Origin of the sequence: Halonotius sp. F2-221B (genome assembly GCF_046719765.1) — an archaeon.
GTDB lineage: Archaea > Halobacteriota > Halobacteria > Halobacteriales > Haloferacaceae > Halonotius.
The window spans coordinates 88,457-105,180 of record NZ_JABEBY010000013.1; the positions used below are offsets into that span (position 1 = coordinate 88,457).

At 59.0% G+C, this 16,724-nt stretch carries 13 protein-coding genes and 1 pseudogene; 3 read left to right on the forward strand and 11 right to left on the reverse strand.

Annotation, left to right across the window (positions count from 1 at the left end; all coding sequences use genetic code 11):
• The first annotated feature begins 235 nt into the window (after window positions 1-235).
• Window positions 236-1,483, forward strand: coding sequence for a saccharopine dehydrogenase family protein (locus tag HKK80_RS10845; RefSeq protein WP_411799616.1), 1,248 nt, complete (start codon window positions 236-238; stop codon window positions 1,481-1,483).
• 75 nt (window positions 1,484-1,558) lie between these two features.
• Here the strand turns inward: HKK80_RS10845 and HKK80_RS10850 are convergent, their stop codons facing one another.
• The 8 genes from HKK80_RS10850 to HKK80_RS10885 all read right to left on the reverse strand — a co-directional run bounded on the left by HKK80_RS10850 (window position 1,559) and on the right by HKK80_RS10885 (window position 12,766).
• Entirely contained in the window at window positions 1,559-1,732 is a 174-nt protein-coding gene (locus HKK80_RS10850; RefSeq protein WP_411799617.1) for a hypothetical protein, read from the reverse strand.
• Window positions 1,733-3,445: 1,713 nt separating this feature from the next.
• Window positions 3,446-4,423, reverse strand: a complete 978-nt coding sequence (locus HKK80_RS10855; protein WP_411799618.1) for a signal peptidase I — start codon at window positions 4,421-4,423, stop codon at window positions 3,446-3,448.
• Window positions 4,420-5,604 (reverse strand): hypothetical protein, encoded by a 1,185-nt coding sequence (locus tag HKK80_RS10860; RefSeq protein WP_411799619.1) that lies wholly within the window; start codon window positions 5,602-5,604, stop codon window positions 4,420-4,422. Before HKK80_RS10860 ends, HKK80_RS10855 begins: the two co-directional genes overlap by 4 nt.
• Window positions 5,601-6,419 carry a hypothetical protein gene (locus tag HKK80_RS10865; RefSeq protein ID WP_411799620.1) on the reverse strand — a complete coding sequence of 273 codons (819 nt, stop codon included), beginning with the start codon at window positions 6,417-6,419 and terminating at the stop codon, window positions 5,601-5,603. The genes HKK80_RS10860 and HKK80_RS10865 overlap by 4 nt, the downstream gene beginning before the upstream one ends.
• A 192-nt stretch (window positions 6,420-6,611) precedes the next feature.
• The gene (locus tag HKK80_RS10870; protein WP_411799621.1) at window positions 6,612-8,087 is read right to left on the reverse strand and encodes a VWA domain-containing protein; all 1,476 of its coding nucleotides are present in this window, start codon (window positions 8,085-8,087) and stop codon (window positions 6,612-6,614) included.
• Between the two features lie 320 nt (window positions 8,088-8,407).
• Complete coding sequence (locus tag HKK80_RS10875; RefSeq protein ID WP_411799622.1) at window positions 8,408-9,835, reverse strand: SipW-dependent-type signal peptide-containing protein; 1,428 nt, start codon at window positions 9,833-9,835, stop codon at window positions 8,408-8,410.
• 149 nt (window positions 9,836-9,984) lie between these two features.
• Window positions 9,985-11,682, reverse strand: a complete 1,698-nt coding sequence (locus HKK80_RS10880) for a SipW-dependent-type signal peptide-containing protein (RefSeq protein ID WP_411799623.1) — start codon at window positions 11,680-11,682, stop codon at window positions 9,985-9,987.
• Window positions 11,683-11,875: 193 nt separating this feature from the next.
• Window positions 11,876-12,766 (reverse strand): SipW-dependent-type signal peptide-containing protein, encoded by an 891-nt coding sequence (locus tag HKK80_RS10885; protein ID WP_411799624.1) that lies wholly within the window; start codon window positions 12,764-12,766, stop codon window positions 11,876-11,878.
• Window positions 12,767-13,157: 391 nt separating this feature from the next.
• Here HKK80_RS10885 and HKK80_RS10890 point away from each other — a divergent pair, with 391 nt between their 5' ends.
• A complete protein-coding gene (locus tag HKK80_RS10890) occupies window positions 13,158-13,700 on the forward strand; it encodes a hypothetical protein (RefSeq protein WP_411799625.1) in 543 nt (180 codons plus the stop codon).
• A gap of 38 nt (window positions 13,701-13,738) precedes the next feature.
• Here the strand turns inward: HKK80_RS10890 and HKK80_RS10895 are convergent, their stop codons facing one another.
• A complete protein-coding gene (locus HKK80_RS10895; protein WP_411799626.1) occupies window positions 13,739-14,563 on the reverse strand; it encodes a hypothetical protein in 825 nt (274 codons plus the stop codon).
• 249 nt (window positions 14,564-14,812) lie between these two features.
• Between HKK80_RS10895 and HKK80_RS10900 the strand changes: the two genes are divergently transcribed.
• Window positions 14,813-15,412, forward strand: coding sequence for a hypothetical protein (locus HKK80_RS10900; protein ID WP_411799627.1), 600 nt, complete (start codon window positions 14,813-14,815; stop codon window positions 15,410-15,412).
• 23 nt (window positions 15,413-15,435) lie between these two features.
• Here HKK80_RS10900 and HKK80_RS10905 read toward each other — a convergent pair whose 3' ends face one another.
• Together HKK80_RS10905 and HKK80_RS10910 are read right to left on the reverse strand one after the other, a co-directional pair.
• Window positions 15,436-16,248 (reverse strand): TrmB family transcriptional regulator, encoded by an 813-nt coding sequence (locus tag HKK80_RS10905; protein ID WP_411799628.1) that lies wholly within the window; start codon window positions 16,246-16,248, stop codon window positions 15,436-15,438.
• Window positions 16,249-16,420: 172 nt separating this feature from the next.
• Window positions 16,421-16,724 (reverse strand): annotated as a pseudogene (locus HKK80_RS10910) (zinc ribbon domain-containing protein); the annotation flags it as partial.

Genomic DNA, 16,724 nt, shown 5'->3' on the forward strand with positions numbered 1-16,724 from the left:
GAGAGAACCGTATTACCCCCATTGAGACGAACCACTCGTTGCATAACGCCTATTATACGCGTCCTGGCTATATAACCGTCTGTATCATTTAGAATCCGACCCATCCCGTACTGAACGCACCCTCTACGTCTATCACAGCAGTTCCTGATAGAGACCCGATAAGATGGTTCCACGATCGCCGGTCAGAGCCTTGCCCGAACAGTTGAGGTTCTGCGCGCCCTATTAGTAGAAACTCGTGTCATCAACACCCAACTACGATATCGTGGTCTGGGGAGCCACCGGCTTCGCTGGTCGACTCGTCGCCAAACATCTCACCAGCCACTACCCCGCTGTTGAGCTCTCCATTGCGCTTGGTGGTCGAAATGAATCCAAGCTTCAGCGACTCGCAGCAGAGCTTACAGACGAGTCTGATCGCACAGAGATCCCGATCGTCGTCGGTGATGCCACCGACCCGACGACGCTTCGTGAGATGGCTGCCCAAACGGAGGTCGTCTGCACGACCGTCGGGCCCTACACAACATACGGAACCCCACTCGTCGAAGCCTGCATTGAGGCTGGCACCGACTACTGTGATCTCACCGGCGAGATCAACTGGGTTCGGGAGATGATCGACCGCTATCACGACGAGGCTGTGGCCGCCGGCGTGAAAATCGTCCACAGCTGTGGGTTCGATTCCATCCCAGCCGACCTCGGGGTGAAGCTGCTGCAGTCGTACGCCACCGAGGAGTTTGGGAAGCCCTGTGAGTTCGTCCGGATCTATCTCGAAGATGGGGAAGGTGGGGTGAGCGGCGGCACCTTGGCCAGTGCAGCCGAGTTATTTGAAGCGGCCGCAACTGATCCGATCGCCCGAGAAACACTGTCGAATCCGTACTCGTTGGCGCCACCGGGCGAACGCGACGGTGTCGACACGGGCGAACAACGACGCCCACAGCGGGATTCCATCCGCTCGATATGGACGGCCCCCTCGCCGATGGCGGCTGTCAACGAACGGGTGATCAGACGGAGCAATGCCCTCCTGGCGTATCCGTGGGGTCGAGAGTTTCGGTGTAGGGAAGTCATCCCAACCGGTTCTGGGATCGGCGGTGCCACAGCAGCTGGTGGGATCGCACTTGGCTTGGGCGTTGGAACCGCTGCGATGAAGAGTCGGCTGCTTCGACGTGGATTGCGTCGGTTCGTCTTTCCTGAGCCGGGCACAGGGCCCTCGAAAGCGGAGATGGAATCGGGGCAGTTTTCGGTTCGTGTCATCGGCCGAGGGACAGCGACCGACGGGCCGTTCACTGTCACAAGCGAGATCGGAGCCGAACTGGATCCTGGCTACGGGGCAACCGCCCGGATGCTCGGAGCGGCTGGACTGTGCTTGCTATGGGGTGAGACAGCGTCACCGTTGGACGGTGGGATTCTGACGCCTGCCTCGGGGATCGGTGATCCACTCGGTGATCGGCTGCGGGATGTTGGCTTCACCGTGACCGCTGGCGAGTGGTGAGAAGCGAAACACACCCGCGAGCACTTTCTGGAGCTAATCGTGGTCGTCAACGGCTTGGTCGAAAGCCGTGCGGAATCAATCAGCGACGGAGACGGGCTCCTCGGTGACTTTCCACGTAATGCCACCAGATTTTCCCCACCGTTCGACAGCCAGTCCGAACTCGCCGTCACGGATCGCTCCGATATTTGTACCAACTTCGTTCGCTGACAGCCCGATATCCTGGCCGATGATGCGAGATTTGAAATACATTTGCGTATCCACCTTCCGGTGAAAGTACGAGAGAATACGCTGTTGCTTGTCTGTGAGGGTGGTAGTTCCAGTAGATGAGCTACGCATCGGTGCGCTCCCCTGTAGCGATGATCGGAGTTGGTAGATCTAGGTGATTGTGGTTCGTTTGGCCCATTGTGTCATAATTGTTGTGCCATTGATATAACTGAATGCTTTTTCATAATAGTGACAACAACGCGAGCACGGCGAGTATGTTCGTGCTCCGTATCAACCCATCTCGATGATCCGAACGATCAAACCACTGAGAAATAGAACCAAAACGGCGTAAACGAGCATCACAAGCACGTTCCGACGAATCGCGTGGGGTCTCATGCCAGGAAGTAAGAGATGTGATGGCCATATTGGGGGAGCCATTATTTCTTCCCGGGGGATTCCTTAGACGGGTCGCCAGCTTCACCGCCCCGAGGTGATCGGGTATCTGCGGTCGGCGTCGAATCAGGGTTACTGCCACCAGAGTCTGCCCCTGAAGACGAGCCGGCGGATTTTCCACTATGTCCGGTGGCGTCGCCGTTTGATCCACCGTCGGAAGCCGTTGGCTGTCCGGCGGTTGGGGTGTGTGAATCTGGTGTATCACTTGGTGAGCTCGCATGCTGTTGTGGATCAGAGCCGGCGGAGGCGGGTGGGGACGTACCTGGTGTCGTCGCCTGCGCTGTGGTCTCTGTTGTGGCGGATTTGGAATCTCCGCCCGTCGATGTGTCATCCGGTTTGGAAGGTGCTGATTCCGCCGGCGTTCCAGCGTGTGGCGCGCCACCGTCGGAGGTTGGATTCGTCTCCGAGGGCGACTCGGATGTGTCATCTTCCCCGGGTGATTCGTTTGGTTGGGAGTCTGAATCGCTCTCAGTGGGCGATCCCTTTTGACTACCAGCGTCCGAGTCGTTCGGCTCTTCGGACTGTGGAGTCGTACTCTCCGAGGGCAAGTGTGAGTCCGCAGTCGAATCAGATCCAGACGTGTCGTCTTCGGCGGGTGACTGATCTGATTGCGATCCTGACTCGTCCGCTGTCGGCGACTCCGCTGATCCGTCAGACCCCGGTGGCTTCCCATCGGAAGCAGGTTGCTCATCTAACGCCGGATCAGCCGTGTCGTCTCCCGGAGAGGGTGAGTTCGATTTTGAGTCGTCAGCAGGCGACGACTCTTCTGCTTCGGCCGGTGGTGAGCGATCTGATGCGTCGGAGTGTGAAGTCTCGTCGTCGGATCCGGTGTTGGATTCCCCATTTGAAGATGGGTTAGACGTATCCTCTTCCAGAGAGGCGTTGTCGGGTTGCGACACCGGCCGTTCCCCGCTACCCGAGTTTGCAGACCGATCGGATGCCGAGCCCCCTGATTCTTTGGACGGTGGAACCTTCCCACGTGCTGTCTCGTTGCTGGTAGCGTTTTGTGCTGTCTCGTTGGTGGTAGCGTTTTGTGCTGTCTCGTTGGTGGTCGCGTTTCGTGCTGTCTCGTTGGTGGTCGCGTTTTGTGCTGTCTCGTTGCTGGTCGCGTTTTGCGCTGTCTTGTTGGTGGTAACAGTTGTCACTGTGGGAGACAGGGTGTGATCCTGTGAGACATTCTCAATGGCCGGTACGTCGGCGGTAAACCCGATGGCAACCGATTCTGTATCCGACAGGAATGCGGCTGATCCGCTGCCGGTCGTCGCCGCGACGAAGACAAAGAGGACACTGAGCACGACGGGTAGTTTACTCATCGCTTCCCTCCGACATCTCAGCCTCGCCGCCGTCAGACAGCGGGAGGGCCGGTGGCAAACGTGGCTCGTCGGATTTGTTCGCTTGCCATGCCGAGATGGTCATCGCGCCGGTAAACAGGAGCCCAAGAAGCCCCGCAGTGAAAACGCCGACTGAAACTGGTGTCGGTGCGGCGGCGGTAGTGAACTCACGGTAGACGTTCCAGCCCGCATATACAAGCAGGACGGCCATCGCAAGCAGTGTCAGTTTCAGATCCACGATTGCGAGTTGCCCGGTGTTGGACGAAGGCGGGTTGCTGAAGGCCGTGCCTGCGGTGGCTTGGCTACTGGTCGGAGTAGACTGAGGTTCAGGATCGGTATCAACCCCATTCTCCACGTCATCTGTGGTCTGCCACTCACGATCCCCATCGCTCTCGTCGCCAGCGGTCTCTGTTGGATTGCCGGCCGATACTGACTGGTTGGCTGCGTCTGATTGGGTGGTGGGATCCTGGCGAGCCCACTTGCGGAGTTCACTCACGCCGAGTAGCACCAGCGGAACCACCACAAGCAAGACGTAGCCGACAGGCGAATTCGCCCACAGGATCACATATCCGACAAACGGGATCGTGATGATGGTGCGTCCGATAACGGATTCAAAGGCGACGAGCCCCGAATCAACGTTCTCGTTGGCATCACCTTTGGTCTGGTAGCCACCGTCCCGTTCGTCGATCACACGGTGTGTTGTCGGCACTTGGTCGCCGGTATCATACGTGATGATGTCACCGACACCCACGGTGGCAGTTGCATCGACGATCACCACATCACCGGGCGAAAGTGTTGGCTCCATACTCCCTGACAGGACGACGTAGCTCTCATCGGCCCCGACCACCTCGGGGAGGGCAAACACGACAAACGGCGAGATCGCCGCGATCAGCACGAGCGTCACCACAAGACTCCGCGCTTTCGGCAGCGATGACCGCGAGAGCGGGATCATCGGTCACCTCGGGCGACTCCGGGCGCACCATTACCGTTCCCGTTCCCGTTCCAACCGCTGTCGCCAGTAGTCGAATCTGAGGGATCAGTACACCCCTCGCAGTCTGTCTTCGAATCGGCCGTACAGACACAGACTCTGACGTGGCTAATCCCGGCTCCCTCTGGTGCGTACACGATACCGTTGGTGTCGCTGCCGGGGAGAGACAGTGTGTCCGTCGAGAGCCCATCGGTGCGGTCGTACTGCGCGTATCCGGGCCTACCTTTGACTTTGACCGTGCAAATCGGCGGGGGGTTTCCACCGGTAAAGCTCACAAGCCGGAACGCAATCCCGACCGTTTCGCTACCGCCATCCTTGTCTACGGTGTCGTAGATCTCCACCCCGTAGTCTGGATCGCCGTTATTGAAAGCGTATACGCCGGGGGTGGCGAAACTCTCGCGTAGTCCCGACTGCGTATCGTTTTCAAACTCAAGTTTCCCAAGCGTGTTGCAGCATGGACATGGGTCAGCGGCAGGACATGGATCTGCGTCCACCTCAGCGAAGGGATTCTGCGGGGATGCGTTTCGGCACTGGAGGGCTGCAAACCACAGCGGTAACGCAACCGTCTCAGTTCCGATATAGCCGTCGAGTTCGTACTCGATGAGGAGACAGACAGTGTCGACCAAGCAGTCGTCGCCTGCCGTCGACGGATCACCGTCGACCCGGAATCCCTCGCGGAGATCCTCAGCAACCTCACGCAGTGATCCAGCAGTGACTCGCTGGAGGCGGCTTCCGGAGTGACAGTCAGCGTACGACACCACAACGTGAATCGACTCCGCTACTGCAGTCGATGCTGGAACCGGGCAGTCTGTCGCAAGCCACAACGCCGCCGGGTTGTTGACCGCATCGCCGCGTTGCGGCAACGCGAACGTGAGACGCATGCTCCCGGAGGCAGCAGTTGGGCTGAGCGACCCGATTGGCAGCCGCACACGTGGGCCATCGATTACCCCCTGTCCGTCAGGCTCGCCAGCACCCGGGCCGGTCAGCAGTTCATACTCCGCCCGCAGGTCGACTGTGCCGGCCGTGATCAAGGCGTCATACCGCTCTGTATCGCGGAGCATTGCAGCGGTACCGGTTCCCATCAGCGCGCCGGCCCCACCCGTGGCGGCTACCGCCGCCAGGATCCGGCGTCGAGTCACGGTCATTGTGACCCTCCAGCGGTGAACGGGCTGTCTTCCCCACACGGACCGCCACCGAAGGAGAAATCGAATCCCAGTGAGTCCCCTTGGGCTTCGTTGCCGGTGGTGGCCGGTACCGCCCAGCGAAGCGCGACACACCGCAAGCTTCCCGGATCAAGACAATCGAATGCAAGAAGCCCTGCATCAGCACCAACGTCAGTCGTCGGCGAGAAGGCGTCAGCGACGGGGGCGGGCGCGACAAGCGGTGATTCAAGACTCTCATCGAACTCCTTTTGACCGTTACAGCTGCCAAACGGGGAGCCGTCGCGCCATATCTCAACGGTCGCAAGCTCGTCAAGTTCACCGTCGTTCGGTGTCGTATCACCGTCGACCTGTTCGGGGCCGTTGATGCCATTCTCAGAATCGTCTGTCACCTGTGCACGGAGCCACACGTCAAGCGGCTCGGCAGGATCTGCAACCACTTCGAGACCGACAACCACAACCCCGGTGTCACCCGGAAGGACGTTTTGCACGGCAATGACCGGGCCGGAGGCGTCGGTCACGAACGTCGCTTCTTCTGTGTACCCAGGGCCCCCATCGGGATCTAAGGTTGTTTCGAGGTCGTCGTCGGTGTCGGCATGGTTTTCGACAAACGTGCCGTTGTATCGCTCATACCACGCGATGCTGAGGCGTTGGTCGTCGGTGTCATCATCGGGTGCGGCGTACGTGTACTGTGAGAACTGCGGCGGGTTCCAGGGCGTTTTCCCGACGGCGACGATCCCACCGACTGTGAGCGTCCCGCCACCGATACCCGTCAACAGTTTCCGGCGTGTTAATGTCATTGTCAGTTGTCCCGGATACGCCGGGTCGTTGGTGGATCGGACGTACCGATCCGTTGGTCGGATGAGTGTAGGTCAATAGCGGAGATAGGTATGAGCCGATGTCACCCAGGTACGGCGTTCGTACCGGACGGCAGGCGGCCACTACCACGCTCACCGAATCATGCTACCTCATCGGGGCGATGTGCTGTGCTGTTAGTTTCCGGACGTTGTGCCGTTCGGGGCCGTGTTGTTAGCGGCGAACGGCGTCTCGTTGTGCCGTGACTGCTCAACCTCGAACCCAAAGTCGAAGCCGACTGAATCAGTCTGGACTTCATTACCAACATCGAACGGTAACGTCCATTCGAGGCCGATACACTGGGTAGTTGCGCCAGGGTATGGCTGAAGGCCTTCTTCCTGCCGATCCCCATCGAGGATCACGCCCTCCGAGAGTTGGGCAAACACTTCGGCCATCGTCCCCTCCGCGATCTTCTGTTCGCCACCAAGAACGATTTGAGCGATCTCCGCGTAAACGGTGTCAAGATCAGCTGGATCTGGGGCGACGAACGCGTCGTCTGGTGAACTCGCAAGTGATTCCAGCAGTGCTGTGTTGGCACTACCGAGGGCGATAGTGAACAGCCGAATGCCGGCGTTCTTCGCGGCGTTGGCAGCGGTCGTTGCCGCCGAGGCACTGGAATTACCATCACTCAGTAAAAGCATCACTTTTGATGCGCCCACTGTGGCGTTGGTACCATTAAGAAGTTCGTCAGCTCCTTCATCGATACCGGAGGCGATCGAGGTGCCGCCGCCCGCGGTGTAGCCGTTGATCGCATCTTTGACATCTTGGTAGACTGTCGTCAGCTCTTGATCGGTGGTGGCACTCGTACTGAACGAGATCGCCGCGGCCTCGTCAGGCGAGGCGAGGTTGTCAACAAAGCTGGTCGCAGCGGATTGTAGCGATGTGAGTGCAGAGCCACTCATCGATCCGGAAACGTCGGAGACGAGAGCGACTTCTAGTTCTTGTTGTTGTCCGGTGCCGGTCGGCTCGAAGACGTTGTCACAGTCCTCGTCGTACCAGACGCAGACCTCGATCGCGTCGGCGAGTTCGCCGATGCCGTCGGTGTCCTCACCTTCGGCGTTGATCTCGGGTTCGGTCTGGCCGTTCTCGGCGTTGCCGGTGATGTCGCCCATCATCCGAAGGTAGCCAGGATTATCGCAGATATGGATGCTCACAGTCACCTCGCCGGAGTCACCTGGCTTAACGTCATCAAGTGTGAACATCGGGATCCCGTCGCCGTTGACGAGGAACTCGTCGGCTGCAGGGCTGCAGAAATCGAATGCTTCGCCCTGGACAAGATCTTCCCATTCCTGCATATCCGCTGGCGATGGTGCTTGTGCAAGGAGGTACCGGCCGGTCGGCTCGCCGTCGTCGGTGATCTCTTCGACGTTCGGGTAGCCCATAGCCTCAACAGAAGCAAGTCGGCCTTGGCCGCCGAGGTACGTTGCTTTGTAGTCAAGCTTCAGGTCAAGGGTGCCAGCTTGGAGACTATTGTTCATGAATTCCTCCTCATCGGAGAAAAACGCGCTCGTGCCAAGCCCGGCACCAGCGGAAGCGATACCGACTGCGCCGATACCCCCGAGGATGCTGCGTCGGGAGAGGCTGTTCAGTTTGGGGTCGTTATGTTCTGTCATTTGCTGTTTATTTCGGTATTTCGTCGTTGTCTGCGGTCGTGTGTGACCGCTGCCGGTGCCTGTTTCGTGCTCCCTGCCTCGGTGGAGGGAAAAGACCCACCGGGGGAGTCGAACCCCCGTGAGACCAGTGTGGGTCGGGTCGCGGTGTCTCAGCCGCCGGCCGATCAGGCCGGCACCGACGGCCCGGCACCGTCGTTGTGCCGCTCCTGTTCGGTGGAGAACCCCAGGTCGAAGCCGAGGGTGTCGCCCTGAATCTCGTTGTCGACGAACGTCATATTATTGTGATTGGGGTTGTGGGTGGGTTGGTCGTATTGCCGGTGCTACAGCGTGAGAGTCCCCGAGGAGCCGGTGGTGGTGTCGACGCCGCCGCGGCCGTCGTTGGAGCTGTTCGGGTTCGCGCCGACGCCCTCGCCGCCGTCGCCGCCGAACACCTCGTTGACCTGGATCGCGCCGGGGACGCTTCCGAGTTGTGCCGTCGGCGCGTCGCTGTCGGCGACGACCTGCGACCAGTCGATGATGAACACGTAGGTCAGTTGGTCTGGGCTCTCGTAGACGGAGACGCCGGGAACATCCTCCTCGGCGACATCCACGCGGTTGGCCGCGTCGCCGGCGGTCGACCCGCCGACGTTTCGGCGGATCGCGCCGCCGGGACCGCTCGCGCCGCTGGTGCTGTTCGCGATCGCGCCGCTACGGGATCCCGCCGTGGCCGGCCCGAAGTTGAGCCGGAAGTCGTCGTCGTTGGCAGCCTCGTCGATGCCGTCGTTGTCGACATCGATGTTGACCTCCATCGTGTAGGAGTTCGGGTTGCTGGGCCACTCCGTGGCACCGTTGCCGTACACCTCGCCGTCGAGGTTGACGGTGACTGCGGTCGTCGGGCCGGCGTTCACGTACGCGGTGAGCCAGCTGCCGGTCTCGCGGACGCCGCCGGTCGGGTCACTGGTGAGAACCGTGTCAGCGAACGGAACCTGGCTGCCATCGTTGTGGCGTTCCTGTTGTGCCAGGAAGGTGAGATCGAACGCGACGGAGTCGCTCTGGATCTCGTTGCCGACCGAGGTGGGCACCTCCCACGCGAATGCGAGACAGACATCCTCGTCGAAGCTCTCGGCCGGCGTGCCGGTGAAAGCCTGCCGACCGGCCGCGTCGGGGTCGGCGTCAAGCGGAACACCGGTGCCGAGGTACGCGAGCGTCTCCCGGAGCGTCCCCTCGAAGAGGACGTTGTCGAACTGCGATTCGCTCGGACGATCCTTCTCGCTCGGGTCGAAGCTCGGGTCGGCGTAGAACAGCGTCACCTCGATCGCGTCCGCGAGTTCGCCGTTGCCGGCACCGGTAGTCGAATCGACCGCCTGCTCGGGCTCGAGCTGTCCGTTCTCGTCGTTGTCGGTCAGTTCGCCGCCGGCCCAGATGTAGCCGGGGTTGTCGATGATCGAGAAGCAAAACGACCCACAGCTGTAGTCGCCGGGCTTGACATCGTCGAGTTGCTGGCTGACCGTCGGTGCCTGACCGTTCTGGACGCCGCCGAAGGCTTGTCCACCCTCGTTTGCGGCACCCTGATACTCGTAGATGTTCGCCTGCACGGAGAGGTCAAGCGTCCCGGCGGTCAGTGTGTTGTCCTCGAAGCTCTCCTCGTCGGAGAAAAACGCGCTTGTGCCAAGCCCAGCACCAGCGGACGCGATACCGACTGCGCCGATACCCCCGAGGATGCTGCGTCGGGAGAGGCTGTTCAGTTTGGGGTCGTTATGTTCTGTCATTTGTTGTTTATTTCGGTATTTGGTCGTTGTCTGCGGTCGTGTGTGACCGTTGCCGGTGTCTGTTTCGTGCTCCCTGCCTCGACGACGGGAGAAAACCCACTGGAGGAGTCGAACCCCCGTTCGCCGTCGTGGGCTGTCGCAAGAACCGATCAAGCGACTTGTGGCCCGGCACCGTCGTTGTGCCGTTCCTGTTCTGTGTAGAACCCTAAGTCGAAGCCGAGGGTGTCACCTTGCACCTGATTTCCAACTGTGAACGGGAGTTCCCACGAGAGCGCAACACAGTGCATCACGCCATCGCCGCGGAACGCCTCTCGATCAGGGTCGTCAGCAGGATCGGTCAACTCGTCGTAGATCGTGGCTCGATTGCCGTCAAGCGGGATCCCGTTACCATCGGCCAATTCGGTGAGTACGGTGGCAAGACTATCTTGCATGATAACTCTCTCAGCGACCGTTTGAGACGCGAGATTTCCGAACACGCTCGGGATATTTAATGGGTTGTCAACGTCGCTGAAGAAGGATGGATCTCCGCCGGTTCCACCGGCCGAACCAGCCATCGACTGAAGGATACTATCGTTTGCGCTCCCAACCGAAATGGTGAACACGTCTGTAGGCGGCGACAGTGATCCAGCACGGGCGTTGTCGGCTGCGGTGACTGGATCGGAAAACTGCGTGCTTCCGGTTCCGTTGAACGATTCGCCATCCGAGAGAATGATGTTCGTGTAATCCACCCCGTTGCGGCCATTAGCATCGATTTCAGCTTGCGCATCGTCGACGCCTTCGCCGATGTAGGTGCCCGTCGCAATCCCATTCGTAAAGAATGGACTCGGATTACCGTCACCATCGAACGGCGTTGATAGAGCACTACCGGTCACAACATTTGCAAGTTTCTGGCGAAGCCCTGAGAGTGCCCCGTCGACAACCGAGAGGTCAGTCGTCAGTGGCTGGAGGATCCCAGTTCGAGGAACATTATCGTCGGTTCCTTCGCCGTCAAAGTAGGCGACCCCAACTTGCACATCCGCGTTCTGGGATTGAAGGTAGTCAACGAACTGACGAGTCCCCAATTCAACGAGATCAATCTTTGTCGTTTCTGACAATGTAGTCCCATTGAGCTGAATGTCGTCAGTACTGACCATCCCGCCGTATTGATCGTACAGCATCGAGCCAGAGAAGTCCAATGTCAGCATAATATCGACCGGTTCGTCGATATCGTAGACATTGTCGCAGTCCTCATCGTACCACAGCGTCGCTTGTATCTCATCCCCAAGCGTACCGAGGTTGTCGGGATCAACTGCCGTCTCAGGCTCAGTAAGGATACCGCCGTCTTCGGAGACATTGTCAGCCTGCATCCAAAGGTAGCCGGGGTTGTCACACAGGTGAAGCGAAAACGTAATTTCGCCGCTGTCGCCGGGCTTTACATCGGAGAACTGCACCAGCGTCTCCATGTTTTCATCGGTAACAGGGTCAACGCCGAAGTCAGCCTCCGATAGCGGCGGAATGTTCTCACAGGTCAACCCGGGGATGTTCGCACCATTGCTGTCAGCATCGTCGTCGTCCGGGAAATCACTGTAGTTTTGAACGGTCTGAGTTTCTGGGTCAATGATTGACTGTTCGCCGTCGTTGTCGTGATCGGGGTGGGCACTGACGAAGGTTTGGCCGTCGCCGAAATCATAGGTCTGTTGCCAGTCGACCAGCAGGTCGAGCTCACCTGCGACGAGAGAGTTGTCGACGAACTCCTCTTCATCGCTGAAGAACGCGCTCGTGCCGGCACCAGCACCCGCAGACGCGAGTCCAACGACACCGATCCCCGCGAGCACCTTGCGGCGGGAGAGTCTGAGTTTTTCATTCATTATATGTCATCCCCGTGGGGGGAAATCCCGCCGGCGGAATCGAACCGTCGTGGTATACCAACGCGGGATGGGAGTCGATCGGCTGTCCGGGACAGTTTCCACCGGACAACAGAGCCTGAACAGCGGGGGAGCCAGTCAGCGTCAGCGGGGAAGGCTCCGGGGAGTTCCGCCATTCGGTGATTGTACTGCGATCTTATTGGCTACCGGTTGAGTTGTTCACCGGGACTGTGTTGTTCGCCGGGACTGTGTTGTTGAACGGATCCCCGTTGTGTCGAACCTGTTCGGTCTCGAAGACGAGATCAAACGAGATCGAGTCGCCCTGAATCACGTTGCCGACCTGGTACGGGATCTCAAGGAGGAGACAAAACGAGTACTCGCCCTCGGCCCCGTCGTTGATCGGCAGCAGGTCGCCGTTGTCGTCTTTGATTAGGTAGCCGTTCTCAAGCACCGCGTTTGCCTCGCGGGCGGTTGTGTAGTGAGCGTCATCGTTGACGACACCATCGACATCTACTGGTGGTTCGTAATCGATACCAGGCGCATCAGAGGCATTGTTGAATACGGGATCGAGTGTGGAGAGTCCAGTCTTGTCGCCACTGGCCTCGTCGTACTCTTGCCACACGGTCGTCAGCAGGAATTCACCGAGGTCGGCATCGTTGTCGTCGTCACCCTCGGCGTCCTGCTCGGGCTCGGTGGGAGCGACGCCGCCGTCCTCGACGAAGTCGTCTGTGCGCACCTGCACGTAGCCGGGGTTGTCGCCGACCTCGATATCGAAGCAGATAATCGCCCAGTCGCCGGGCTTGACATCGTCGACCTGAATGCCGGAAACCACGTCGCCGTCAGCTGTTTCGCTCAGGGCAAGGGCACCTTGCCCGGTCCAGTAGTCGTCGGCCGCGACGACGTTGGCGGTGACGCTCATATCGAGCGTCCCAGCGGTGAGCGTGTTGTCTTCGAAGCTCTCTTCATCGCTGAAAAACGCCGAGGTACCGACACCGGCACCCGCAGATGCGAGGCCGACAACACCGAGACCGGCTACCATTTTGCGGCGTGAGAGGCTGTACAGTTGGGGGTTGTTGTCTTCTGTCATGGGTCTGTTTCCCGGGGAGACCGCGTTGAACAATCACAGGATCGTTCGGTCGGCTCGGGACAACTATCCCCACATCACGGGGGGTATTACCTATGTGCCAATTCAACGGTTTGAGGCCCTCTCGCGGGCGTTTTGAACGGATGATTACGCCATTTCGGGTTCAGACAGACTGACCGTACCAGTTTGCACGGAACGCATACCGCCTCGTTGGGCGGACATACCGGTCGTCTCCAGTCACCATACCGACCGGGTTGACTGGTCATACCGATTTGTACAGCTCCCGTACCGGCAGTATCCAGTTGACATACCGGTTTGGTACCCGCACCCTGCTATCTGTACCCAAACAGCAGTGAATTCATATCTATATCACTCACGCGCGTTACGACGAGCAATGTTCAATCAGGCCATGCTGCCCGAGGTAGAAGTGTACAGCGTGCTCAGTAACGCGCGCCGGCGCGAGGTGCTCACAGAGCTGTGGAAACAGCCGGAGAGTATGTCGTTGCGCGACCTTTCGGAACGAATCGCAGCCACAGAGTCCGGAGAACGCCCCGCGCCACGCGCGCTCCGCGAAAGCGTCTACAACGCGCTCCATCAGACACACCTTCCGAAATTGGACAGCCTCGGACTGGTGGTGTATGATCCAAACCGGAAGACGGTGCGTGTCTGCTCGCAGGCGGGGCAGCTGAATCGCTATATGGATGTGACAACACGTATCGGCGTCACATGGGGGGAGTATTATCGCGCACTCGGCGTTGTCGGACTGGTTGTGACAGTCGGCTCGTTAGCAGCAGTTCCGCTACTCGCTGCAGTCGATCCGCTCATCCCCGCAACAGCCTCTCTCTTGTTGTTTGCCGGTTCCACCATCTACCAGCTATACGCTGGGCGGCTGGGTACCGGCGGCCAGGTGACACGGCTCCTCGCACGCTTCTTTTGATATCGCGGATAAAATAACAGCCCGCAATGTGGTGTCGTTCAAGCGTCACCAACAGCAGCGGCATCGGTCTCGAAGAGGCGAGCATCACAGTCGTGGCAGACGGCAGCGACCACCTCATACTCCCGACAGCAGGAGCTCACTGATTCGGTTCCAAGCCTGATCTCGCCCCAACAGACGGGGCAGGTGTCACAGCAGGCGCGGATCGCTGAGAGGGTTCGGCCCCGAGCCGCACCCGGAACCGCATCCCAGTCATCGGTCCAGTCGGCAAGTGTCCGGTGAGCCGCGAGATCGGTGATAAACGCCGCCCGTGACTCCCAGCGGCCACGGATCGAGTCGTCAACAGAGACACGCCACGACAGGCCGCCATCGGCAAAGGATAGCTGCTCGGGGGCAACAGCTAGCAGATCAGCCGAGCCGGCGAGCAGTGCCGCATCGGAATCAAGCTCAAGTGCGGCCACCTTGAGCCCCACCTCAAACTCCGGGGCGAGCCCAATATCGTCACCGTCGTCGACCACGACCGATGTTCGGGTGAGAAAGGAGACGATGTCGAACGTATCCGTCGGTTCCGCCGGTGGCATCGGGGTGTCGGCCGCTGACTTTCCAAACAGATCGAGTACCCGGTCAGGGAGATACCGTTTGGTCAACGCGGGCGTGCCGGGTACCAGATACCCCCGAAGATAGATACCCGCAAGCGAACCCAGCGCGACCGGAATGCCGGCTGGCTGCCAGACAGCCGCGGCCCCGGCAGTTATCGCCGCCGCAAACACGAGGTTGATGACGGTACAGGGGCGACACCGATTCTCACCGGTATACTCAGGGCGGCGGATCGCCCGCAAAAGGTTAGGAGTCGATCGTTGTGTCATATGGTTCCGCTAAACGATGGTCGGGAGACCAGTTAGGTATGGGTGACCTAACCCGCTTGAAGAAGATCGTTCGACCCAAAAAGCGGCTGTCGGCGTCTGTAGCTGCGGGGTTGGTTCGGTCGGCCGCTGGGATCCCCGGCAAAAAGATAGTGGGGGCGGAATCGCCCCGCCTGTCACCCGATTAATAAATAACCAACGAAAATGGAAATTGTGTGGTGTTAATGTATTCGAGAGTGCTTGGCGATACATATGACCAAACAACAGACAGTTACCAAACCACTCCCAGCCGACGAGCAACAGCTGTCAACCGAGGCTGTCTTCGAAACACTCAGCAGTCGCCGGCGTCGGTTCACACTTTATTATCTGTCACAGGTCGGTGAGTCGGTCACCATCCGAGAACTCTCTACGCAGATCGCCGCATGGGAAAATGGTGTTGAACTACACGCAGTGACACCGAAGCAACGAAAGCGGGTGTATACCGCTCTCCACCAAACGCATCTTCCGACGATGGATCGACTAGATGTGATCGTGTATGCGAAAGATCGCAAAACCATCAGTATCACCGATCATATTCAGGAGTTTGATCTCTACCTCGATATTGTTCCACCTGACGACCTCCCGTGGAGCCAATTTTATTTGCTGCTGAGTGCGGTTATCTCTGTGTTGATAGTCATCGCCGTCCAAGGAGTGACACCGTTTTCCTCCGTTGGCGGATTCGGGTACGCACTGCTGGCCAGTGGCGTCTTCGTTGTCACCAGCAGCCTGCATTATCTCCGTGATCGACGGACGCTGATCGGAGCCGCAACGACGCCTCCTGAGGTGGAGCCACCACAGGAACTTACCGAATAGCAGTGCCGTCGGCGTCCCAACAGCTACGCTCCCGACGTGTTCTCGGTGACAAGCCCCTGAGACATCAGCCGGCGAGCAACCACTACAAGCCCGTTTCCGAACCCCTCACCGAAAACGGCTTGTTCGGCTTTTGAATCTGGGATGATCGAGCTTACCAGAATCGAGGCACGGTCAACCATCAGCAGGCGACCAATCGCAGTATCATCCGCCGTTGTATTCTCCCCGTGTAACCACCCGAGCTCCGAAACAAATGTCGTGGCGGCCGGCACGGCTGTTTGGATCTCTGCTTGCAGTGACGGCGTTAGTGCGCCCACAGTCAATTCGATGTCATTTTCAACCTCAGTTAGCGTCTCGACCAGGTCTGCGGTCAACAGCGTTTCATCCCCGATGACTAGAACAATCTCTTCAGTCGCTGTTTTGATCAGTTGCTCTGTCCGATTTTCGATTGGGTCTCGCCCGCTCATCGTCCAGACTTCTTGGACGAATGAAGTGTCATCATCCTCGACGGTCTCGACTGTGTTGAGCGCGTTGTGAAGCCGATCAACACGACCCTCATACTGATCACGAAGTGTGGCAGTTGCCTCCTCTAAGGAAACTGCGCGAAAGCGTTGTGGGCTCGTGTGTTGGATCTCAACTAACCCCTGTGCCTCAAGAATGCGTATCGCGTCGTACACTCTGGTACGGGGGACATCCGTAAGGCTGCTGAGTTTCTTTGCCGTACTCATGTTGAGCCGCGTCAACCCGACGAAGCATTTGGCCTCGTACTCTTTCAACCCGAGTTGTTGAAGAACCTCGACTGCCTCCTCGATATGTGCGTCTGTATCTGGCTGTCCCATCTCTTAGTCGACCCCCAGCGTGGAGACACAGACGGGTAGTTCACCATAGTTATTCATCGAGTGAAAGACAAGTGGGAGCGGAATAACTGTTGGTAAAAGCCATATTCCGTTGACCTCCTCCTGCGCCTGAAGACGCAGGAATCCCGAGCGTTGGGATATTAAGCTTTGCACGTCACCCGGCGGTTGCTCGCGGTTGGAATCCGCGAGTCCGACTGAAGTGGATGACGCGAGGCTGGGCCAAACAGCCGGTACCGCTATCCGCCTGACCGAGTGGCGGAGTTACGGTTAGCGATTGTTGTCTGATATTATCGGCTCCGTTCACATCGCCATGAGCGACCACGCCGCATCGGTCGCACTTCCACAGGCCACGCTCAACGCGACTGTCACCGTCTTCATGCTCACACACTACACGACGAGGACGTACCACGCTCGTCTCGCTGTTCGACTTCGATCCCGCGTTCGCGGGCCTTGTAGTC

Bases quoted from the DNA above. Each gene is read 5' to 3' on its own strand.
- HKK80_RS10850 (WP_411799617.1), bottom strand. From the start codon at position 1,732: ATGTATTTCAAATCTCGCATCATCGGCCAGGATATCGGGCTGTCAGCG.
- HKK80_RS10855 (WP_411799618.1), bottom strand. From the start codon at position 4,423: ATGATCCCGCTCTCGCGGTCATCGCTGCCGAAAGCGCGGAGTCTTGTG.
- HKK80_RS10860 (WP_411799619.1), bottom strand. From the start codon at position 5,604: ATGACCGTGACTCGACGCCGGATCCTGGCGGCGGTAGCCGCCACGGGT.
- HKK80_RS10865 (WP_411799620.1), bottom strand. From the start codon at position 6,419: ATGACATTAACACGCCGGAAACTGTTGACGGGTATCGGTGGCGGGACG.
- HKK80_RS10870 (WP_411799621.1), bottom strand. From the start codon at position 8,087: ATGACAGAACATAACGACCCCAAACTGAACAGCCTCTCCCGACGCAGC.
- HKK80_RS10875 (WP_411799622.1), bottom strand. From the start codon at position 9,835: ATGACAGAACATAACGACCCCAAACTGAACAGCCTCTCCCGACGCAGC.
- HKK80_RS10880 (WP_411799623.1), bottom strand. From the start codon at position 11,682: ATGAATGAAAAACTCAGACTCTCCCGCCGCAAGGTGCTCGCGGGGATC.
- HKK80_RS10885 (WP_411799624.1), bottom strand. From the start codon at position 12,766: ATGACAGAAGACAACAACCCCCAACTGTACAGCCTCTCACGCCGCAAA.
- HKK80_RS10890 (WP_411799625.1), top strand. From the start codon at position 13,158: ATGTTCAATCAGGCCATGCTGCCCGAGGTAGAAGTGTACAGCGTGCTC.
- HKK80_RS10895 (WP_411799626.1), bottom strand. From the start codon at position 14,563: ATGACACAACGATCGACTCCTAACCTTTTGCGGGCGATCCGCCGCCCT.
- HKK80_RS10900 (WP_411799627.1), top strand. From the start codon at position 14,813: ATGACCAAACAACAGACAGTTACCAAACCACTCCCAGCCGACGAGCAA.
- HKK80_RS10905 (WP_411799628.1), bottom strand. From the start codon at position 16,248: ATGGGACAGCCAGATACAGACGCACATATCGAGGAGGCAGTCGAGGTT.